Source organism: Candidatus Polarisedimenticolia bacterium (assembly GCA_035764505.1).
Classification (GTDB): domain Bacteria; phylum Acidobacteriota; class Polarisedimenticolia; order Gp22-AA2; family AA152; genus AA152.
Map to the genome: position 1 here is coordinate 26,103 of DASTZC010000005.1, position 19,212 is coordinate 45,314.

14 protein-coding genes are annotated in these 19,212 nt (G+C 67.3%); 9 read left to right on the forward strand and 5 right to left on the reverse strand.

Annotation, left to right across the window (positions count from 1 at the left end):
* The first annotated feature begins 74 nt into the window (after positions 1-74).
* Entirely contained in the window at positions 75-1,595 is a 1,521-nt protein-coding gene (gene malQ, locus VFW45_00275; protein ID HEU5179198.1) for a 4-alpha-glucanotransferase, read from the forward strand.
* On the opposite strand, the gene VFW45_00280 is transcribed toward malQ, so the two are convergent.
* The 3 genes from VFW45_00280 to VFW45_00290 all read right to left on the reverse strand — a co-directional run bounded on the left by VFW45_00280 (position 1,590) and on the right by VFW45_00290 (position 9,028).
* The gene (locus VFW45_00280; protein HEU5179199.1) at positions 1,590-2,987 is read right to left on the reverse strand and encodes an MBL fold metallo-hydrolase; all 1,398 of its coding nucleotides are present in this window, start codon (positions 2,985-2,987) and stop codon (positions 1,590-1,592) included. The genes malQ and VFW45_00280 overlap by 6 nt on opposite strands.
* A gap of 75 nt (positions 2,988-3,062) precedes the next feature.
* Positions 3,063-5,528 (reverse strand): glycogen/starch/alpha-glucan phosphorylase, encoded by a 2,466-nt coding sequence (locus VFW45_00285; GenBank protein ID HEU5179200.1) that lies wholly within the window; start codon positions 5,526-5,528, stop codon positions 3,063-3,065.
* Between the two features lie 437 nt (positions 5,529-5,965).
* Entirely contained in the window at positions 5,966-9,028 is a 3,063-nt protein-coding gene (locus VFW45_00290) for a DUF748 domain-containing protein (protein ID HEU5179201.1), read from the reverse strand.
* A 140-nt stretch (positions 9,029-9,168) separates the two neighbouring features.
* Between VFW45_00290 and VFW45_00295 the strand changes: the two genes are divergently transcribed.
* From VFW45_00295 to hemE, 5 genes are read left to right on the forward strand one after another with little or no spacing between them, the layout of a single operon-like run.
* Positions 9,169-9,858 carry a metal-dependent hydrolase gene (locus VFW45_00295; protein ID HEU5179202.1) on the forward strand — a complete coding sequence of 230 codons (690 nt, stop codon included), beginning with the start codon at positions 9,169-9,171 and terminating at the stop codon, positions 9,856-9,858.
* Positions 9,855-10,433 (forward strand): DNA-3-methyladenine glycosylase I, encoded by a 579-nt coding sequence (locus tag VFW45_00300; protein ID HEU5179203.1) that lies wholly within the window; start codon positions 9,855-9,857, stop codon positions 10,431-10,433. The genes VFW45_00295 and VFW45_00300 overlap by 4 nt, the downstream gene beginning before the upstream one ends.
* Positions 10,430-11,095 (forward strand): RraA family protein, encoded by a 666-nt coding sequence (locus VFW45_00305; GenBank protein HEU5179204.1) that lies wholly within the window; start codon positions 10,430-10,432, stop codon positions 11,093-11,095. The genes VFW45_00300 and VFW45_00305 overlap by 4 nt, the downstream gene beginning before the upstream one ends.
* Positions 11,092-11,679, forward strand: a complete 588-nt coding sequence (locus VFW45_00310; protein HEU5179205.1) for a LysE family transporter — start codon at positions 11,092-11,094, stop codon at positions 11,677-11,679. The genes VFW45_00305 and VFW45_00310 overlap by 4 nt, the downstream gene beginning before the upstream one ends.
* Before the next feature lie 53 nt (positions 11,680-11,732).
* The gene (hemE, locus tag VFW45_00315) at positions 11,733-12,791 is read left to right on the forward strand and encodes a uroporphyrinogen decarboxylase (protein HEU5179206.1); all 1,059 of its coding nucleotides are present in this window, start codon (positions 11,733-11,735) and stop codon (positions 12,789-12,791) included.
* 21 nt (positions 12,792-12,812) lie between these two features.
* Here hemE and VFW45_00320 read toward each other — a convergent pair whose 3' ends face one another.
* Both VFW45_00320 and accD read right to left on the reverse strand, forming a co-directional pair.
* Entirely contained in the window at positions 12,813-14,138 is a 1,326-nt protein-coding gene (locus VFW45_00320) for a folylpolyglutamate synthase/dihydrofolate synthase family protein (protein HEU5179207.1), read from the reverse strand.
* Between the two features lie 16 nt (positions 14,139-14,154).
* Positions 14,155-15,048, reverse strand: a complete 894-nt coding sequence (gene accD, locus VFW45_00325) for an acetyl-CoA carboxylase, carboxyltransferase subunit beta (protein HEU5179208.1) — start codon at positions 15,046-15,048, stop codon at positions 14,155-14,157.
* Between the two features lie 170 nt (positions 15,049-15,218).
* Here accD and ubiE point away from each other — a divergent pair, with 170 nt between their 5' ends.
* The 3 genes from ubiE to VFW45_00340 form a co-directional block, all read left to right on the forward strand.
* Positions 15,219-16,016, forward strand: coding sequence for a bifunctional demethylmenaquinone methyltransferase/2-methoxy-6-polyprenyl-1,4-benzoquinol methylase UbiE (ubiE, locus tag VFW45_00330; GenBank protein ID HEU5179209.1), 798 nt, complete (start codon positions 15,219-15,221; stop codon positions 16,014-16,016).
* Positions 16,013-17,548 (forward strand): aldo/keto reductase, encoded by a 1,536-nt coding sequence (locus VFW45_00335; protein ID HEU5179210.1) that lies wholly within the window; start codon positions 16,013-16,015, stop codon positions 17,546-17,548. Before ubiE ends, VFW45_00335 begins: the two co-directional genes overlap by 4 nt.
* 126 nt (positions 17,549-17,674) lie before the next feature.
* Positions 17,675-19,212: SPFH domain-containing protein (locus VFW45_00340; GenBank protein HEU5179211.1), on the forward strand; the 1,538-nt coding region annotated here is incomplete at its 3' end.

The following is a 19,212-nucleotide window of genomic DNA, read 5'->3' on the forward strand; positions in this document are numbered from 1 at the left end:
TCGTCGGGGCGTGCTATGCTTGGCGGCATCATGAGAAAGAAGACCGGGCGGCACTCCGCGCTGCGGAGATCGAGATGAAGCTCGAGCGTGCCTCCGGAATCCTTCTGCACCCTTCGTCGCTGCCCGGGGGGATGGGCATCGGAGATCTCGGCGGCGAGGCGCGCCGCTTTGTCGATTTCCTGCAAGCCTCCGGCTGCGGCTGGTGGCAGTTGCTTCCGCTGGGGCCCACCGGCTTCGACAATTCCCCTTATCAGTCTTTCTCGGCCTTCGCCGGCAATCCCTATCTCATCAGCCCGGAGATCCTGCGGGAGCGGGGCTGGTTGCCCGAGATGGCCCCCGCGCCCGGCGCGCGCGAGGGAAGCGTGGATTTCAGTACGCTGATCCCGTGGAAATCGGCGCTCCTGGACGCCGCCTTCGAGCGCTTCCGCTCCGTGGCCGCACCCGCGGACCGCCGGGAGCTGGAGGAGTTTCGCGCGCGCGAGCAATCCTGGCTGGACGATCTTTCCCTCTTCATGGCGCTCAAGGAGGCACAGCAGGGAGCCCGCTGGGACGAGTGGCCGAACGAGGTGAGGCACCGGGAGCCCGCCGCCCTGGAGCGGTCGCGGTCGCGGCTGGGAGGCTCGGTGGAGAAGCACGCCTTCCGCCAGTTCGTCTTCTTCCAGCAGTGGGAGGCGCTGAAGGGCTACGCCGCCGAGCATGGCGTCGGCATCTTCGGGGACGTGCCGATCTTCGTGGCCTCCGACAGCGCCGACGTCTGGGCCCACCCCGATTTGTTCCTGCTGGACGAATCGGGCACGCCGTCGGCCATCTCGGGGGTCCCGCCCGACTATTTCTCGAAAACCGGCCAGCTCTGGGGAAACCCGCTGTACCGCTGGGAGGCCCATGCCGCCCAGGACTTCGCCTGGTGGAAGGCGCGGCTGCGCTCCACTCTGAGACTGGCGGACCTGGCTCGGCTGGATCATTTCCGCGGCTTTGCCGCGGCCTGGGAAATCCCGGCCGGAAGTCCCACGGCACAAAACGGCTCCTGGGTGCCCGGACCGGGGGCGGCACTGTTCGAGAGGATTCAGGAGGAGCTGGGCGATCTGCCCTTCGTGGCGGAGGACCTCGGGGTCATCACGGCCGATGTGGAGGCATTGCGGGACCGCTTCTCTCTGCCGGGGATGCGCGTCCTGCAGTTCGCCTTCACGGATCCCGAGAACCCGTTCCTGCCGCACGCCTATCCGTGCCATTGCGTCGTCTACACCGGGACGCACGACAACGACACGACCCGCGGCTGGTTCGGCACCGCCGGGAAGGACGAGAAGAGCTTTTGCCGGCGTTACCTGGGAAGGGATGGAAGCGACATCGCGTGGGATTTGATTCGGGCCGCCTGGGCCTCGTGCGCCGTGCTGGCCCTGGCGCCGATGCAGGACATCCTGGACCTGGACAGCGGATCGCGCATGAACCTGCCGGGGAGACCCTCCGGATCCTGGTCCTGGCGCATGCAGCCGGGAAGCCTCAGCCCGGCGCTCGCCGAGCGGCTGGGGGAAATGAACTACGTTTACCAGCGCTCGCGCGCCGCTGCTACGCCGTCGCGCGTCGCCCCCGCTTCATAGGTCCACGGCCTGGCCGCGGGTCGGCACCAGCACCTCGGCATCCGGCTTGACACCGCGCAGCCCCTCCGCCAGCCCCAGCGATTCGTTCTCCTCGCCATGGATCACGAAGATCCGGCGGATCGCTCCCGAGAGCTTCTTCGTCACATGATCCAGCAGTTCGCTGCGATCGGCGTGGCCCGAGAGGTAATCGGCGTGGGCGATGCGGGCCTTCACCTGCACCGGCTCGCCGAAGATCATGACCGGGTTCTTCCCCGCCAGCAGCGCCTCGCCCAGAGTGTCGTGAGCGCAGTAGCCGATGAACAGCACCAGGTTCTTCGGGTCCCCGAGACCGTGCACCAGGTGGTGGCGGATGCGGCCCGCCTCCGCCATCCCCGAGGCGCTGATGATGATGGCGGGTCCCTTGAGGCTGTTCAGACGCTTCGAGGAGCCGGAATCGCGCACGTAGGTGAGGTTCTCCATCTCGAAGGGATTCGCCACCTCGCGCAGGAAGCGGTAGACCTCCTCGTTGAAGCACTCCGGATGCAGCCGGTGGATCTCGGTGGCATTGACGCTCAGGGGCGAGTCGACGAAGGCAGGCACCGGCGGCACCTTCTTGGCGATCATCGCCTTGTGCAGCCCGTAGACGAACTGCTGGGTGCGGCCGATGCTGAAGGCGGGAACGATGACCTTGCCGCCGTTCTTCAGCGTCTCGACCACCATGGTCAGGAGCTTCTCGGCCGCGTCCGATTTGTCCTCGTGCTCGCGTGTCCCGTAGGTGCTCTCGATCTGCAGCACGTCCACGGCGTCGATCGGCTCCGGGTCCCGCAGGATCGGGTCGTTGCCGCGCCCCAGATCGCCGGTGAAGAGGAAGCGCAGCTTACGGCCCCCCTCCTCCAGGTCCAGGATGACCTGCGCCGAGCCCAGGATGTGGCCGGCATCCTTGAAGGTGACCGTGACGCCGTCCATCACGCGCATCGGCCGGTCGTACCCGACCGCCAGGAACTGGCGCAGCGCCTTGTCGGCGTCGGCCACCGTGTAAAGCGGCTTCACGGGCGGCTGCCCCTTCTTCGCCAGCTGGCGCGACACGTACTCGGCATCCGATTCCTGGATGTTGGCGGAGTCGACCAGCATGATGCTGGCCAGATCGCGCGTCGCGAAGGTGCAGACGATGTCGCCGGAAAACCCGCGCTTCACCAGGTTGGGCAGGTTCCCGGAGTGGTCGATGTGGGCGTGGCTCAGGACGACGGCGTTGACCGTGGCGGGATCGAACGGAAATCCGGTGTTACGCGCCACCGATTCGGCGCGCTTCCCCTGGTACAGGCCGCACTCCAGGACGAGCTTCTTCCCGCCGATCTCCAGCAGGTAGAGCGAGCCCGTCGTGGTGCGCGCGGCGCCGTGAAAATGCAGCTTCATGCGGCAGCCATCTAAGCAGGCTTCCGAGGCCGGGTCAAGGAAGACGCCCTGGCACAGATTTGGAAGAGACGCGTATCAGGCGTTCACGGTCGAGACGAACACTCCCCAGATTCTCTCGCAGTACTGGCGCACCGCGCGGTCCGAGGAGAAATAGCCGCAGCGGGCCACGTTCAGAATGGAGCGCCGCGTCCAGGCGTCGCTGTCGAGGAAGGCGGCGCCCACGGCTTTCTGGGCCTCCAGGTAGCTGCGGTAATCGGCCAGCAGCAGGAACTCGTCGCGTCCCAGCAGCGAGTCGACGAGCGGCCGGTACAGGTCGCGGTCGCCGCGCGAGAAGATTCCCGAGGTCAGGCTCTCGACCGCCTCGCGCAGCTGCGGGTCGGATTCGAGGAATTGCGCCGGAGAGTAACCGCCGCGGCGCAGCGCCGCCGCCTCGCCCACCGTCAATCCGAAGCTGAAGAAGTTCTCCTCGCCCACCGCGGAGCGGATCTCCACGTTCGCGCCGTCCAGCGTCCCCAGCGTCAGGGCTCCGTTCAACGCGAATTTCATGTTCCCGGTTCCCGATGCCTCGGTCCCGGCGGTCGAGATCTGCTCCGAGATGTCGGCTGCAGGGTAGATGCGCTGCCCGGTCTTCACGTTGAAGTCGGGCACGAAGACCACTTTGAGGCGGCCGGCCATCGCCTTGTCACCATTCACCGTCTCGGCCACGCCATGGATCAGGCGCAGGATGAGCTTCGCCATGAAGTACCCCGGGGCCGCCTTGCCTCCGAAAAGGAAGGTGCGTGGCGGGCCGCCGGCGCCCGGGTCGCGCTTCAGCAGGAGATAGAGCGAGATGACGTGCAGCAGGTTGAGGTGCTGGCGCTTGTACTCGTGGATGCGCTTCACCTGGACGTCCAGCAGCGCCTCCGGGTCGATCCGGACCCCGGTCCTCTCCTTGAGGAAGGTCACCAGGCGGCGCTTGTTCTGCAGCTTGATGTCGCGCCATTCCTCGCGGAAGCCGGCATCATCCGCCAGCCGCTCCAGGCGCGGCAGCTCCTCCTCCAGGAGGACCGGCCAGCCGCGATCGAGGTGCCGGTCCAGCAGCGCCGCGAGGAGCGGGTTGCTGAGCAGCATGAAGCGACGTGGCGACACGCCGTTGGTGACGTTGTGGAACCTCTCGGGCGCGAGATCGAAGAAGTCCTTGAGGACCTCCCCCTGGAGCAGAGAGGTGTGCATCGGAGCCACGCCGTTGATGGAGTGGCTCCCGGCGGCCGCCAGGTGCGCCATGCGGACGCGGCGCTCGCCGTCGTCCTCGACCAGCGACAAGCGCGCCGTGCGCTCCTCGTCTCCCGGGAAGGACCGACGCACCTCGTGCAGGAAGCGGTGGTTGATCTCCAGGATGATCTCGAGGTGGCGCGGCAGCATCCGCGACAGCAGCGAGGCCGGCCACTTCTCCAGGGCTTCCGGCAGCAGGGTGTGATTGGTGTAGGAGAAGGTCTGCCGCGTGATCTCCCAGGCGCGGCGCCACTCCAACGCATGCTCGTCCACCAGCAGCCGCATCAGCTCGGCGATGGCGATGGCGGGGTGGGTGTCGTTGAGCTGCACCGCGAATTTCTGCGGGAACGAGGCAGCGTCTTTGCCCGAGCCCAGGTGGATTCGCAGCATGTCGCGCAGCGAGCAGGCCACGAAGAAGTATTGCTGCTCCAGACGCAGCTGCTTGCCCGGCAGCGAGGTGTCATTCGGATAGAGGACCTTGGTGATGTTCTCCGACAGCACCTTGGAGTGGACCGCCCCGACGTAATCCCCCAGGTTGAAGGCGCGGAAGTCGAACGACTCGCTCGCCTCCGCCCTCCAGAGCCGCATCAGGTTGGCCGCGGAGTCGCGCAGCCCCGCCACCGGCGAGTCGTGCGCCACCCCCACCACGACGCGCCCCGGCACCCAGCGCACCCGGAAGCCGCCGCGCTCGTCCTTATAAGGCTCCGTGTGCCCGCCCAGGCCGACGGAATAGGTGATCTCGGGGCGCGGGATCTCCCAGGGGTTGCCGGAGCGCAGCCAGTTGTCGGGAGTCTCCACCTGCCAGCCGTCCACGATCTGCTGCGAGAAGATGCCGAACTCGTAGCGGATGCCATAGCCGATCGCCGGCAGGTCGAGGGTCGCCAGGGAATCGAGGAAGCAGGCGGCGAGCCGGCCCAGACCGCCGTTGCCCAGCCCCGGCTCCGCCTCGCGCTCGAGGAGAAACTCGAGATCCTGGCCGAGCGCGCTCACGGCGGAGCGCGCCTCTTCCTGCAGACCCATGACGGCGAGGTTGTAGCCGAGCTGCGGTCCCGGCAGGTACTCGGCCGACAGATACCCGATGACACGCGTCCCTTCCTGGCGGATCCGCTGGCGCGTCCGGACGTAGCGCTGCAGCAGCCGAGTGCGCACGACGTAGGCGAGCGTCAGGTACCAGTCGTTGCGCGTCGCGTCGGGCGGGAGCTTGCCGAGAAGCGAAAGGAGGGTGTCGACCAGCTCCCGCTCGAGGGCATCGGGATCGACTCTGGCCGGCCTCGCCGGATCGGGATTCATGCGTGAGAAGGGGATTTCGACACGGTGCCGCCCGCTTCAGGGCTAATGGACGTTATCGGCTGCGCCGGCCGGGAGCCGGCGACACGGGGATTCTTCCATCCTTTTCGAGGAGCGCATGTTAGCACGAAGGGGGATCTGACCGGGAGCCGGATAGAGTGATTTCCCCGGGTCTACCGCCACGTCCTGAGGGAAGTGCGAGGTCACCCGCGAGCTACCTCTCGGATGGCTCGCCGCCTGACGCCACCGGTTTCGCCGCCGTTTCGTCGCGCGCCTAGTGTCGCGTATCAGAAATCGAGTTAACACCGAGGCCGTCGAACCGCCCGGATCGCAAGGCGCGTCGAAGCGCCGCGTACCCAAAGCGGTACGCAAGCGAGACGCAACGCAGCGAGGCGGGATGGATCGACGGCCGAATGTAACGCGATTTCTGGTGCGCGACACTAATTCAGCGCCAGGGTGACGCGACAGCCGTCGCCGGCGTCTGCGGGCTTCTCCTCGGTGAGGAACAACCGCTCCGCTTCGACCTTCTGAGTGGCGAGAACGTAATCGCGCACGGCGGCGGCGCGGCGGGCGGCGAGCTGGCGCAGGTCGTCGGTGCTGACCTCCAATCGGGCCAGTAGCCAGTCCTCCATCTCTTCCGGCGCTTCCGGCTTCTCTCCCTCGGCTTTGTCCGGTGCCGCGACCGCGGAACCGGGCACGAGCGCCGCGATTCCCTTCGACCAGGCGGTCTTGAAAACCGGCTTCACGAGCGCCGCCTTTTCGGAGTCGCTGACGGTCACCGACTCCAGCGGCGTGGCGGCGCGCTCCTTCTTGCTCATCTCTTCCCACTTCTCGCGCCGCAGCAGGTCTTCGAGCTTCTTTCGTTTCAATCCTTCGCGGTCGGCGGTTTCCTCCGTCGAGCCATGGATCGCCAGCGACAGCGCCGGCCGCTCGTACAGCGAGGTCACGAGCAGGTTCAGCTTCTCCTCGACCGCCGGCGTCAGCGCGTCGGATCCGGGATCGAACTGCAGGAAGCTGAGGTCCTCCTCCGAGCCGCCGAAGGCTCGCGCCAGCAGCCGGAAGGGGGAAGTGACCAGCTTCGTGAAGACGACGCCGATGGCGTGCATGATGACGCGACCGAGGCGGAACTTGGGATCGTCCAGGTTCCCCTCGACCGGGACGTCCAGCTCGATGACGCCGTTACGGTCCTTCAGCAGGGCGATCCCGAGCTTCACGGGGAGCCCGGTTGCGTCAGGGCTGGGGACCTTCTCGCCGAGCGTCAGCTGGTCGATGGTAATCAGGTTGCTGGCCTGCAGGTTTCGGCTGTTCACCAGGTACTTCATCGCCAGGTCCAGCTTCCCCTTCCTGAACTCGTAGCCGAGATACTTGCCGCAGTAAGGCGCCATCGGCATCAGGTCGGCGCCCTTCGCCTCCAGCGTCAGGTCGGTGTACTGGTTCTCGATCAGCGGATTGATCTTTCCCGACAGCTTCACCGCCGCGACATTCTCCAATCGCGCCTCGACGTCGACGTCGGCCCGGGCCAGCTCCTTCGAGGACAATCCCGCGATGGTGCCGCTCACTCGCGTCAGCGCCAGACTCACTGCCGGCTGCACCGAGCGATCCTCGTAGGAGAGGCGGCCATTGCGCAGGCGGATCCGCTTGATGGTGATCTCGCCGGTGTCAGACGCAGGAGAGGGTGCAGGCTTGGCGGCCGCAGGAGCCGGCGCCGCGGACGGAGCCTCACTGTCGGTGCCCGCCGGATCGGCCGGCTCGGCGACGGCATCCTCGGGAATGGGTGTCTGGTCCATCCGCAGCACGGTGAAGACGTTGATCTTTCCGTCGTTCTCGATGGCCAGCCTGCCGCTGGGGTCCTGCGCTGTCATCTCGCCGATCTTCATGTGGGGGGGATCCAGGGAGTAGTCGAGCGGCGTAATCTCCAGACGCTTCACCTTCAGGAACTCCCCGCGCTTCGCGGAGTCCTCCGTGGCGAAATCCTCCAGGACCACGCTGCCGACGTAGGCGAAGGTCGGATGGGCCGGATCGAGGAGGCTGGCCTGCACCTCGCCGTCCACCGTCAGCTTGCCGGAGCGGACGCGCAGGTCGGCCGTCGGCTCGAGGTAAGGGTCGAGGGGCGTGATGTCGATGCCGTCCATCTTCGCCTTGAGCTTGCACTGCAGCTTGAGAATCGCCAGGTCGCCGGCGAGAGAGACGGTGCCTCCCTGCTCCCAGCGCAGGGAAAGTGTGCCGTTCGAGGTGGTCTCGAGACGGTTGTCCACGTTGTGCATGTCCATGTTCACCCGGTCGAAGTGGACCTGCACCGGGCGTTTGGGCACCTGGTCCTCCGCCAGCACCTTGTAGTCACGGAATCGGACCTCCTCGATCCGGTATTGTGGCTCCGCGGAGTCCGCCGTGCCGGCGGGGGCGGGCGGAGGCGCGGGTTTCGCGGCGGCTCGTTCGGCGGCGGGGAGGACCTCGGTCTCACCCTCCAGCAGCGGCGCCAGCATGCGTCGCAGATTGTTGGTCCTGTCCGGGTATTGCCGAATGATCAGCGACCCGCCGCTCGTGTCGAGCAAGGCGACGCGCGCTCTTCCCGTAAGACCGTCGACCACGCCCCCGCTCATCTCCACGGTCGGGACGTCCACGGCCAGCTCCTCCAGCCCGCGCTCGGAAATCTTCAGATCCTTGATCTTGAGATCGGCGCCTTCGAGTCGCGCGACCCGGCGGGCGGGACCCCACTCCAGCTCGTAGGCGGAGGCGAAATCGGCGGTTCCCCCCTTGATGTCGAAGGCGACGCTGTCGCTGTAGTAGGGATGGTACTTGCCGAGCAGGAAGTTGCCGATCGTGAACTCCCCCTTGGACCGGATCGGATCGAGATAGAAATACCCTTTCCAGGAGAAGCTCTCGCCCGACTCGGTCTTCCCATAGAAGGCGTAGGGGTTCTTGTTGTCACGACTCGTGCCGAACTCGCGCAGGTCGATGCGCAGCGGGCCGAGCTGCGTGCGGAATTCCGCCGGGCGGGAGCGATCCAGGAAGTCCATCCGGGCATCCTCGATCCGCAGGCGCCCCACCCGGAACAACGGCGGCTCCGAAGGAGGCTGAGACGTTGCGGGCTGTTGCGACAGCGAATCGATGATGTCGGAGACGTTGAGCGATCCGTCCTTGCGCATCACCAGATGGCCCGTGAAGTTGGTCAGCTGGATCTGCCGGAAGCTCCAGGCATCCGAGACCAGCGAGACGAGCTGGAAGTTGACGTAGAGGCGATCCCAGCCGATGAAAATCGACCCGTCGGGGTCCTTCACCAGGAAGCCGTCGGCCGTCGCCGACAGGGCGAAGGGGTTGATCCGCAGCCGCTGCAGCGAAACGTCCCGGTGCAGCAGCGTGGAGAGGGTCCGCGTCAGGTAGGGGCGGGCGAAATAGGGGGCCGCCAGAAAGCCGGCAACCGCGTACACCGCCAGCGCGAGCGAGCTGTAGAGAAGCCAGCGTGTCAGGGAAGACGAGGCGTGCCTGTGGGAGAACCAGGGCATCAAACACTCTTACCGCGCGGTTTTTGAGGGAGCGGCCTCGAAAATCTTAGCACAGGCGCCGCGGAGGTGCCGCAGGGCCGGGATCCACTACAATGGCGCCTCACCCGCGAGGTTCGGCCGCGGCCGGGGGAGGGAAGACGATGTTCATCGGCCATTTTGCCGTCGGCTTCGCGGCCAAGCGCGCCGCGCCGGGCACCTCGCTCGGGCTGCTCATGGCCGCCGCCTGCTTCCCGGACATCCTCTGGCCGATTTTCCTTCTGCTCGGCTGGGAGCGCGTGGCAATCGACCCGGGGAACACGGCCGTCACGCCGCTCGATTTCGAGAGCTATCCGTTGTCCCACAGCCTGGTGATGGTCGTCTTGTGGGCGGGCCTGGCAGGGCTGATCTACGCCACGGCGACAGGCTACCGCCGCGGCGGATGGTGCATCGGTGCCGGCGTCTTGAGCCACTGGGTGCTCGATTTCGTGAGCCACCGTCCCGACATGCCGGTGCTCCCCTGGGGCGGGCCGAAGGTGGGGCTCGGCCTGTGGAGCTCGGTGATCGCGACGGTGATGGTCGAATCGATGATGTTCATGGCGGGGGTCTGGATCTACCAGGAAAACACCGATCCGGCGGATCGGATGGGCCGGTGGGGCTACGCGGCCTTCGTGGCGACGCTGGCGGTAGCCTACGCCGCGAACCTGATCGGACCGCCGCCCCCAAGCGTGCGGGTCCTGGCGATCACCGCGCTGGCCATGAGCCTGCTGTTCGTCTGGCCCGCCTGGTTCGATCGGCACCGCCGGGTCGTCGCCCCCCTCGAGGTGCGCGGGGCGCAGCGAGGATTCCGATGAAGCGATCCGAGCCGCCGCGCCGCTGCCACTGGGCCCGGACCGATCTGAGCATCGCCTACCACGACCGCGAATGGGGCGTGCCGCTGCACGACGATCGGGCCTTGTTCGAGTTCCTGGTCCTGGAAGGGGCCCAGGCGGGACTGAGCTGGGAAACCATCCTGAAGAAGCGGGAGAACTACCGGAAAGCCATGGACCGCTTCGAGGCGGAGAAGGTGGCGCGCTACTCGGCGGCGAAGATTCGGGCGCTGCTGGGCGATCCCGGCATCATCCGCAATCGGCTGAAGATCGAATCCGCCGTGAGCAACGCCCGGGCCGCTCTTGCGGTGCGCGAGGAGTTCGGGAGCCTGGATGCCTTCCTGTGGCGCTTCGTGGACCATCGCCCGCGGATCCATCGGTTTCGCTCCCCCTCGCAGGTCCCCGCCACCTCGCCGGAATCCGACGCCATGAGCCGCGAGCTGCGCAGGCGCGGCTTCCGCTTCGTCGGCTCGACCATCTGCTACGCCATGATGCAGGCGACCGGGATGGTGAACGATCACCTGGTCGGCTGCTTCCGCCACCGGGAGGTGCTGCGATGAACCAGGCCGAGATCCTGCGCTGGATTTGGGAGCTGTCGGTGTGCAATCTCTCCGACGCTCTGGACCGGCTGGGCATTGCCGGGGCGCCACGCGGATTGGTGCCGCTGTGGCACGGCTGCGGCAAGGTGGCGGGGCGGGCCATGACCATGAAGCTGGTCGATTCCGGCGACGAGTCGCCGGTCGAGGGGACGCTGCGTGCCATCACCACGGCCGGGAAAGGCGATCTTTTGGTGATCGATCACGGCGGGCGGTTGGATGTGAACTCCTTCGGCGGGATTGCCGCCTTCACCGCCCAGCGGCGCGGGTTGCGCGGGGTCGTCCTGGACGGCGTGACGCGCGATGTGGACGAGATGCGGGTGCTCGATTTCCCCGCCTACGGCCGCGGCGTCGTGCAGCAGTCGATCCGCGGACGCTGCGCCTTCGGAGGCTTCGGGGATCCGATATCGCTGGCGGGCGTGCCCGTGAGGCGCGGCGATTTCGTGGCGGCGGACGAGAACGGCGTCGTCGTCCTGCCGCACGAGCAGGCTGCCGAGCTGGTGGGCCTGGCGCGCGCCTGCGCCGAGGCCGAGGAAGCCTTGAGGCGCTCCATCGCCGAGGGCCTCGATCCGGTGGAAGCCCACCGGCGCGCGAGCTACGAAGATCCCGGACGGCGTCGATCATGAAAGAAATCTTCGCAGGGGCGGTCCTGGGGTTTACGCTGGCGGCGCCGCCCGGCCCGGTGATGGCGGTCATGGCCACGGCCGCCTCGCGCGGCCGCAGCCGCGAATCGCTGCTGACGGCGCTGGGCGCGATTACCGCCGACGCCATTTGGCTGTCGCTGGTGACGCTGGGCTTCATCACTTTCCTCGGGGATCGGCCGCGGATCGTGGGGATCCTGGGGCTGGGCGGCGCCGGATTGCTCTTCTGGATGGCCTGGGGGGCGCTGCGCGCGGCGCGCGCGGGGGTGCAGGAGACGGCGTTGCGCGGCTCGTACCGCCTTGGGCTTCTGACCGTCCTCACCAGTCCCTTTTCTTTTGCCTGGTGGATGGCGAACGGGGCGTTGCTGCTGGCGACCCTGAAGTGGGGGGGCGTGGCGGGGATGTTCGTAGCGCTGGTGATCTACAGCATCGCCATCACTCAGGCGTTCCGCTGGATGGGGAGCAGGTTCCGTCACACCGCCGCGGCCATCGCCTACGTCAGCGTGGTGATGCTCGCCGGCTTCGGCATCTACGTCGCCCTGCGCAGCCTGGAGCTGCTGCGGGCCTGATCCGTCCGGGATGCCGGCACGGCAGTCCGGACCGATTCACGAGGAATCTCCGCATGCCGACCGAAAAAGATCCCTCCTCGGCGCGCTTCCTGCGCGCCTGCCGCCGGGAGGCGACCGACTGCACGCCGATCTGGATCATGCGGCAGGCGGGGCGCTACCTTCCCGAGTACCGCAAGCTGCGCGAGCGCCATGCCATGCTCGACCTGGCGAAGCAGCCGGATCTGGCGGCGCAGGTGACTCTGATGCCGGTGCGCCGCTTCGCGCTCGATGCGGCGATCCTCTTCTCCGATATCATGGTGCCGGCTTGGGGGCTGGGGGTCCCGTTCCGCATCGAGGAGAACGTCGGCCCCGTGATCGACGATCCCCTCCGGACGGAAAAGCAGATCCGCGCCCTGCGTGTCTTCGACGCGGTGCGCGACGCCGGCTTCGTCCTCGAGTCGATCCGGCTGATACGGGGCGAGCTGGGCGGCAAGGTGCCGCTCATCGGCTTTGCAGGCGCGCCCTTCACCCTGGCTAGCTATCTTATCGAGGGTCGCTCCCCACGCCGCTTCCGCTGGACCAAGGCGATGATGCTGGACGCGCCGGAGCTGTGGGAGCCCCTGATGAGACACCTGGCCGACACCGTGGTCGCCTATCTCGAAGCCCAGGCGGAGGCGGGAGCGCAGGCGCTGCAAATCTTCGACAGCTGGGCGGGGAACCTGTCGCCGGGCCAGTACGAGCGCTTCGCGGCGCCCTACTCGAGGCGCGTGTTCGAGGCCCTGCGCCCTCTGGGAGTTCCACTCATCCATTTCGGCACCGAGACGTCGATGCTCTTGAGCGCCATGGCGCTGGCGGGCGGGGACGTGGTGGGAGCCGACTGGCGGATCCCTCTGGACGAGGCCTGGACGAAGATCGGGTCCGACCGGGCCATCCAGGGAAACCTGGATCCGGCGGTGCTCTTCGCCAATGCGAACGTGATACGCGCCGAAGCGCAGGACGTCCTGAATCGCGCCGGCGGCCGGCCGGGTCACATCTTCAACCTTGGCCACGGCATCCTTCCCGAGACCCCCGTGGACGCCGTCGCCACGCTCGTCGACTTCGTCCACGAAGCTTCACGTCCGGCGAAATCCTGAGAAGCCTCGAAAGGATAGGGCCTAGAGAGCCTGGCGGCTGCGCGGCTCGCCGCCGGCGAGGATCGCCTTGACGTCGCCGACGAGATAAAGGGACCCGGTGATGCAGATGACATCGTCCGGTCCGGCTTCGGCGTAGGCGGTGGACAGCGCCGCGCCCAGGCTGGGGGCGGCGAGCACCGAGCCGTGATAGCGCCGCGCCAATCCTTCGAGAATGCGTGGATCGGCAGCCCGCGGCGTCTCGGCGCGCGCCAGGATGACCCGGGAGGCGCAGCGGAAAAGCGGCTCCATGATCCCGGGCAGGTCCTTGTCCTGCATCGCCCCGAAGATCATGATGATCTTCCTGCCCGAAGAGGTGTACTGCTCCACCAGGTGGCCGTGCAGCGCCTGGGCGGCCGCGGGGTTGTGCGCGCCGTCCAGCAGGACCGTCGGACGCTCGGCGACCACCTCGCAGCGCGCCGGCCAGGTCGCTGACGCCAGTCCGCGGCCGATGCTCTCATCCGAGATCCGCTCCCGGAAGCCGGGCAGCGCGGTCGCCGCCGCGGCCGCCAGGACGGCGTTGGTCCACTGGTGCCTCCCCGGCAGCGGCAGCGCGATCGATTCGATGCGCCGAGACGGCTGCGCCCCCGCCACGAGCGTCAGCGTCCCTCCCGCCCCCTCCAGGCTGCGCCAGATGCGCTCCGATTCGACCAGCGCAGCGCCGCGCACCGCCGTCACCCGGCGCAGCACTTCCATCACCTCGGGATGCTGCGGCGCCGTGATCGCTCGGCTCTCCGTCTTGAGGATCCCCGACTTCTCGGCGGCGATGTCCTGCAGCGTGTCCCCCAGGATGTCGCGGTGATCGAGATCGATCGGCGTGAACAGGCACGTGATGGCGTCCACGACGCTGGTGGCGTCGAGACGTCCCCCCATCCCGACCTCAAGGACGGCCAGCTCGATGCGCTGCTCCTGGAAGTGGCGGAATGCCATCGCCGTAGTGGTCTCGAAGAAGGAGGGGTGCGATTCCTCCTTACGGAACAGCTCGCTTCCATCGATGCAGGCGCGCAGCTCGGTGGCGAGGCGGGCGACCTCCGCCGGGCCAATCTCGGTACCGTCCACGACGATACGCTCCTCGAAGCGCACCAGGTGGGGCGAGGTGTAGACTCCTGCGCGGATCCCGGCCTGCTTCAGGATCGCCGCCAGGAAGGCCGCGGTGGATCCCTTGCCGTTGGTCCCGGCAATCAGCACCGAGGGGTAGGCCTCCTGCGGGTTCCCCATCGCCTCCAGCAGGGAGCGCACGGTGATCGTCCCCATGCGGGCGCCGAGGCGCTGCAGAGAGAAGAGGTAATCGAGCGATTCGGAATGGTTCATGGAGGCGGGAACCCGCTCAGCCGGCGGGAACGGCCGCCGGGGGCGGCGCCGGCGCAGGGACGGCGGGATTGGCCATGAACCGCAGGCACTGGATCAGCGTCTCGCGCATCCGGGAGCGCTCCACCACGAAATCGAGCATGCCGTGCTCCAGCAGGAACTCGCTGCGCTGGAAGCCTTCCGGGAGCTTTTCGCGGATCGTCTGCTCGATCACCCGCGGCCCCGCGAAGCCGATGAGCGCCTTGGGCTCGGCGACGATCAGATCGCCGAGCATGGCGTAGGATGCGGTGACGCCGCCGGTGGTCGGGTCGGTGAGGATGGAGATGAACGGAACGCGCGCCTCGTCGAGGCGGGCAAGTGCCGCGCTGATTTTGGCCATCTGCATGAGTGAAAGGCACCCCTCCTGCATGCGGGCGCCGCCGGAGCAGGAGATCACGATCAGCGGAATGCGCTCTTCCAGGGCGCGCTCGGCCGCGCGCGTCACCTTCTCGCCCACCACCGATCCCATGCTGCCGCCCATGAAGCGGTATTCCATGGCCGAGACCATGACCTGGTAGCCGCCCAGCGTGCCGCGCACGTTGATGACCGCGTCGGTCATGCCGGTGCGCTCACGGTACTCCTGCAGCCGGTCGCGGTAAGGCTTGGTGTCGACGAACTTGAGCGGGTCCACCGAGTAGATGTCGGTGTCCACCTCCTGGTATCGCCCTTCGTCAAGCAGCGCCGTCAGCCGCTCGAGGGCCGAGATGCGGAAGTGGTAGTTGCACTTGGGGCAGACATTGGCGTTCCGCAGGACTTCCTTCTTGTAGATGATCTCCTTGCAGCCGTCGCACTTGACCCACAGCCCCTCGGGAACGCGCTGCTGCTTGTTCTCGACGATCGTCTTGGGCTTCTTGATTTTCTTGAACCAGGCCATGGTCCATCCGAGGATGAAAGCGTCCGCGCTTCGTGCAGGGATCCTAGCAGAGCGATTTTGACAGCGTCAACGAACGAGCGGCCGGCGATATTCCCGGGCTCGTCAGGTTGCCGCCGCCTCCGGCTTCATGCTCTGATGAGCTCTGCATTGGCTTCCACAGGGGAGAAGGCATGAGCCGGGCGGAAGACGCAGCGCCTGAGAACCGCTACTACGCTCCGGGGTCGGAGCGCGCGGAGAAGGTGCGCCTGCTCTTTTCAACCATCGCCCGGCGCTACGACCGGGTCAATGACTGGATGAGCTGGGGGATGCACCGCCGCTGGAAGCGCCGGCTGGTCGGATCGATCGCGCCGCGTGCCGGGGGCAGGGTGCTCGATCTCTGCTGCGGGACGGGGGATGTCGCGCGCGCCCTCGCGGCCCAGCCGGGCAGGATGCAGGTGGTGGGACTGGATTTCACCCCCGAGATGCTCGAGGTCGCGCGGCAGGCCACGCCGCCCGGTCTCGCCGTCCGTTATGAGCAGGGAGATGCGCTGTCACTTCCCTTCCCCGATGCGTCGTTCGATGCCGTGACCTGCGCCTATGGTCTGCGGAATCTCGCCGATCTGGACCGCGGCCTGCGCGAAGCTTTTCGCGTCCTGCGCCCCTCGGGCAGACTGGCCAGCCTGGAGTTTGGACGCCCGCGGCATCCTGTCCTCTCATGGATCTATTTCGCCTATCTCCGGATGATGCTGCCGCTGTTCGGCCTGATTTACTTTCGCGATCCGCAGACATACGGCTACATCTTCATGTCGGTGTCGAAGTTTCCGGACCAGCGGGAGCTGGCGCAGCGGATGCGCGCGGCGGGTTTCACCCGCGTGGAGGTCCACGACGTCATGGCCGGGGCGATGGGAATCTGCATCGCCGAGAAGGCCGGCACGGAAGACGTCGCGCCTGCTGAAATCGTTCCGCTGCCGGCGCCGAGGCCTGTATGAGCGCCGCCCCACCTTCCGCCACTCCCACCGCGACGCGCCGCCTGGCCGAGCGCTTCCTCGGAACCGGATTGCGCCCCGCCGCCTACCGAATCCTGGGAAGGACCGGCTTGTCGGTCTCCGCCCTCGGGTTCGGATCGTATCGGGTCGACACGCACCATCCCGAGCATCGTGAGGCCCTCGACGCCGCCCTCGATCGGGGCTGCAACCTCCTGGACACCTCGACGAATTACACCGACGGCGAGAGCGAGTCGTGCCTGGGTGCCGTACTGGCCGGAGGAGTCTCGGCGGGCCGGCTGGAGCGCGAAGAAATCGTCGTGGTCTCGAAGATTGGCTATGTCCAGGGAGGAAATCTGACCCTCGCCCGGCAGCGCGAGGCGGCGGGCGACCCTTTCCCCGAGATGGTGAAGGTCTCGCCGGGCTGCTGGCATTGCGTCCATCCGCGTTTTCTCGAGGACCAGCTGGGGCGCTCGCTGGCGCGGCTTGGCCTGCAGAAGCTGGATGTCTGCCTCCTCCACAATCCCGAATACTTCCTGGAGCAGGCGCACCGCAAGGGAGAGCCGGTCGAATCGGCGCGCGAGGAGTTCTACCGGCGGATGCGGCAGGCCTTCTCCCATCTCGAGCGGGAAGTCGAGGCGGGACGGACCGCATGGTACGGCGTGTCCTCGAACTCGTTCGGCGCCGATCCCGCCGATCCCGAGGCCACCTCGCTGGGGAAAATGCTCGAGGCGGCGCGCCGGGCGGCGGTCGATGCGGGCCTTCCTCCCGAAGAGCATCACTTCGCCGTCGCCCAGCTCCCCATGAACCTGTACGAGCACGGACCCTTGACGATGCTGAAAGAAGGGACGGGGAATCTCTCGACGCTCCGACTGGCGAGCCAGGAAGACATCGGCATCCTGGTGAATCGTCCTTTGAACGCGTTCCACCAGGGGGAGCTGATTCGTCTCGCCGACTTCCCCGACCAGGCCCCGGCGCTCACTTTCAAGGAGGCGCTGGCGAAAGTCTCCGCACGGGAGCGGGAGTTCGACGCCGAGATCGGCGCTCGGCTGCAGTCCGAAGGAGGAGGACCGGTCCCCAGGCTGTTCGACTGGGGCCAGCAGCTGGAAGGGCTGGAAGGGCGTGCTACCAGCGTCGAGCACTGGGACGCGATCCAGGAGCAGCAGATCCTGCCGCGCCTCTATCACGCCGTCGAGGCGCTGCGCGCGCAGCTCCCCGAGGAGGCCGCCGCTTTCTTCGAGCCCTGGCTGCAAGGTTACCTGCCCGCGCTGAGCGACCTGCTTGCCCTTTTCCGATCCCAGGCCGCCGAGCGCAGCCGCCGGCGCAGCACCGCGATCGCAGCGCGGCTCGATCCCCACCTTCCTCCACCGCTGCGCGGTCAGACCCTGTCGCGCAAGGCACTGCACTGCGTCGCATCGGTTTCCGGAGTGACCTGCGTCCTCAACGGCATGCGCCGTGGAGAGTATGTCGCCGACGCGATGGAAATCCTGAAATGGGATCCACTCGCCGGTGCAGAGGCTCTGTTCCGCCTTCCTTGAGCTGCTACGCGGCACGCCGCCGCGTCCCCGCCCTGCTTGCGCGCACCCGCCGGCAAGCGGATAATAGCGCCCACACCGGCTACGCGATACCGGCCTAACTCTCCTCGCGAGAAAGGATTACAAACAATGTTCGTCGGGCTGCTCGAGTGGCTCGTCAGGCACGCGCTCGTCCTGACCGCGGGCTTCGTGGGAGGCATCTTTCTCCTCGTCGCACTCTCCCGCTGGATTCGCTACATTCCCAACACGCGGGTCGGCGTGGTCGAGAAGCTGATCAGCGGCAAGGGCTCCGTCGCCTCGGGGCTGATTGCGCTGCACGGCGAGGCGGGATTCCAGCCCAACGTCCTGCGCGGCGGCTGGCATCTGCTGACCCCGTTCCAGTACCGCATCCACCGCCTCCCGCTGGTGACCATCCCCCAGGGGAAGATCGGCTACGTCTTCGCGCGCGACGGCAGGGACCTGGCGCCCACGCAGGTCCTCGCTTCGAACGACCAGGCGCGCGACTTCCAGGACGTGGTCGCCTTCATGGAAGCCGGAGGGCAAAAAGGGCCGCAGCGGCGCATTCTCCGGGAAGGCACCTACGCCATCAACCTGGCGGAATTCGTCGTCATCACGGAGGACCAGCTCTACTACCTGCCGCTGGATCGCGCCGAGGACGCCGTGTTCCACAAGATGGCGGCGGTCATCCGCGAGCGTGGGGGCTTCCAGCCGGTGACCATCATGGGGGCCGACGACCTGGTCGGGATCGTGACGGTGCACGACGGGCCCTCGCTCTCCAGCGGCGAGATCATCGCGCCCACGGTGGGGGAAGATCCCGGCCGCGCCGAGACCTACCACAACAACTTCCAGGACGCCGACAAGTTCCTGTTGGCGGGCGGCACCCGCGGGCGACAGCTCCAGGTGCTGGTGGAGGGGACCTACTACATCAACCGCCTCTTCGCCACCGTGGAGATGATCCCGAAGACGGTGGTCGAGGTGGGCAACGTCGGCGTCGTGGTCTCCTACACCGGCGCCACGGGCCCCGACCTCTCGGGCAGCGACTACCGTCACGGGGAGCTGGTTTCCCGCGGCCAGCGCGGCGTCTGGAACGATCCCCTGCTTCCCGGCAAGTACGCCTTCAACACCTACGCCGGGAAAGCGCTGATGGTGCCCACCACGAACTTCATCCTCAAGTGGACCAAGGGCGAGACCGGCTCGCACCGCTTCGACGAGAACCTGGCCGAGGTGAGCCTGATCACCAAGGACGCCTTCGAGCCCAGCCTGCCGCTGTCGGTGGTGGTGCACATCGACTACCGCAAGGCGCCGCTGGTCATCCAGCGCTTCGGCGACGTGAAGAAGCTGGTCGAGCAGACGCTCGACCCGATGGTGAGCGCCTACTTCAAGAACATCGGGCAGACCCGCACGCTGATCCAGCTGATCCAGGAGCGCTCCTCGATCCAGCAGCTCTCCAGCGAGCAGATGAAGGAGAAATTCGCGCACTACAACCTGGAGCTGCAGGAGGTCCTGATCGGCACGCCGACCAGCGGCCAGCCCGGCGGCGTCATCGAGCAGATCCTGACGCAGCTGCGCAGCCGGCAGATCGCCGTCGAGCAGATGGAGACCTACTCCCGCCAGCAGACCGCGGCGGGCAAGGAGCGCGAGCTGCGCGAGGCCGAGGCGCGGGCGCG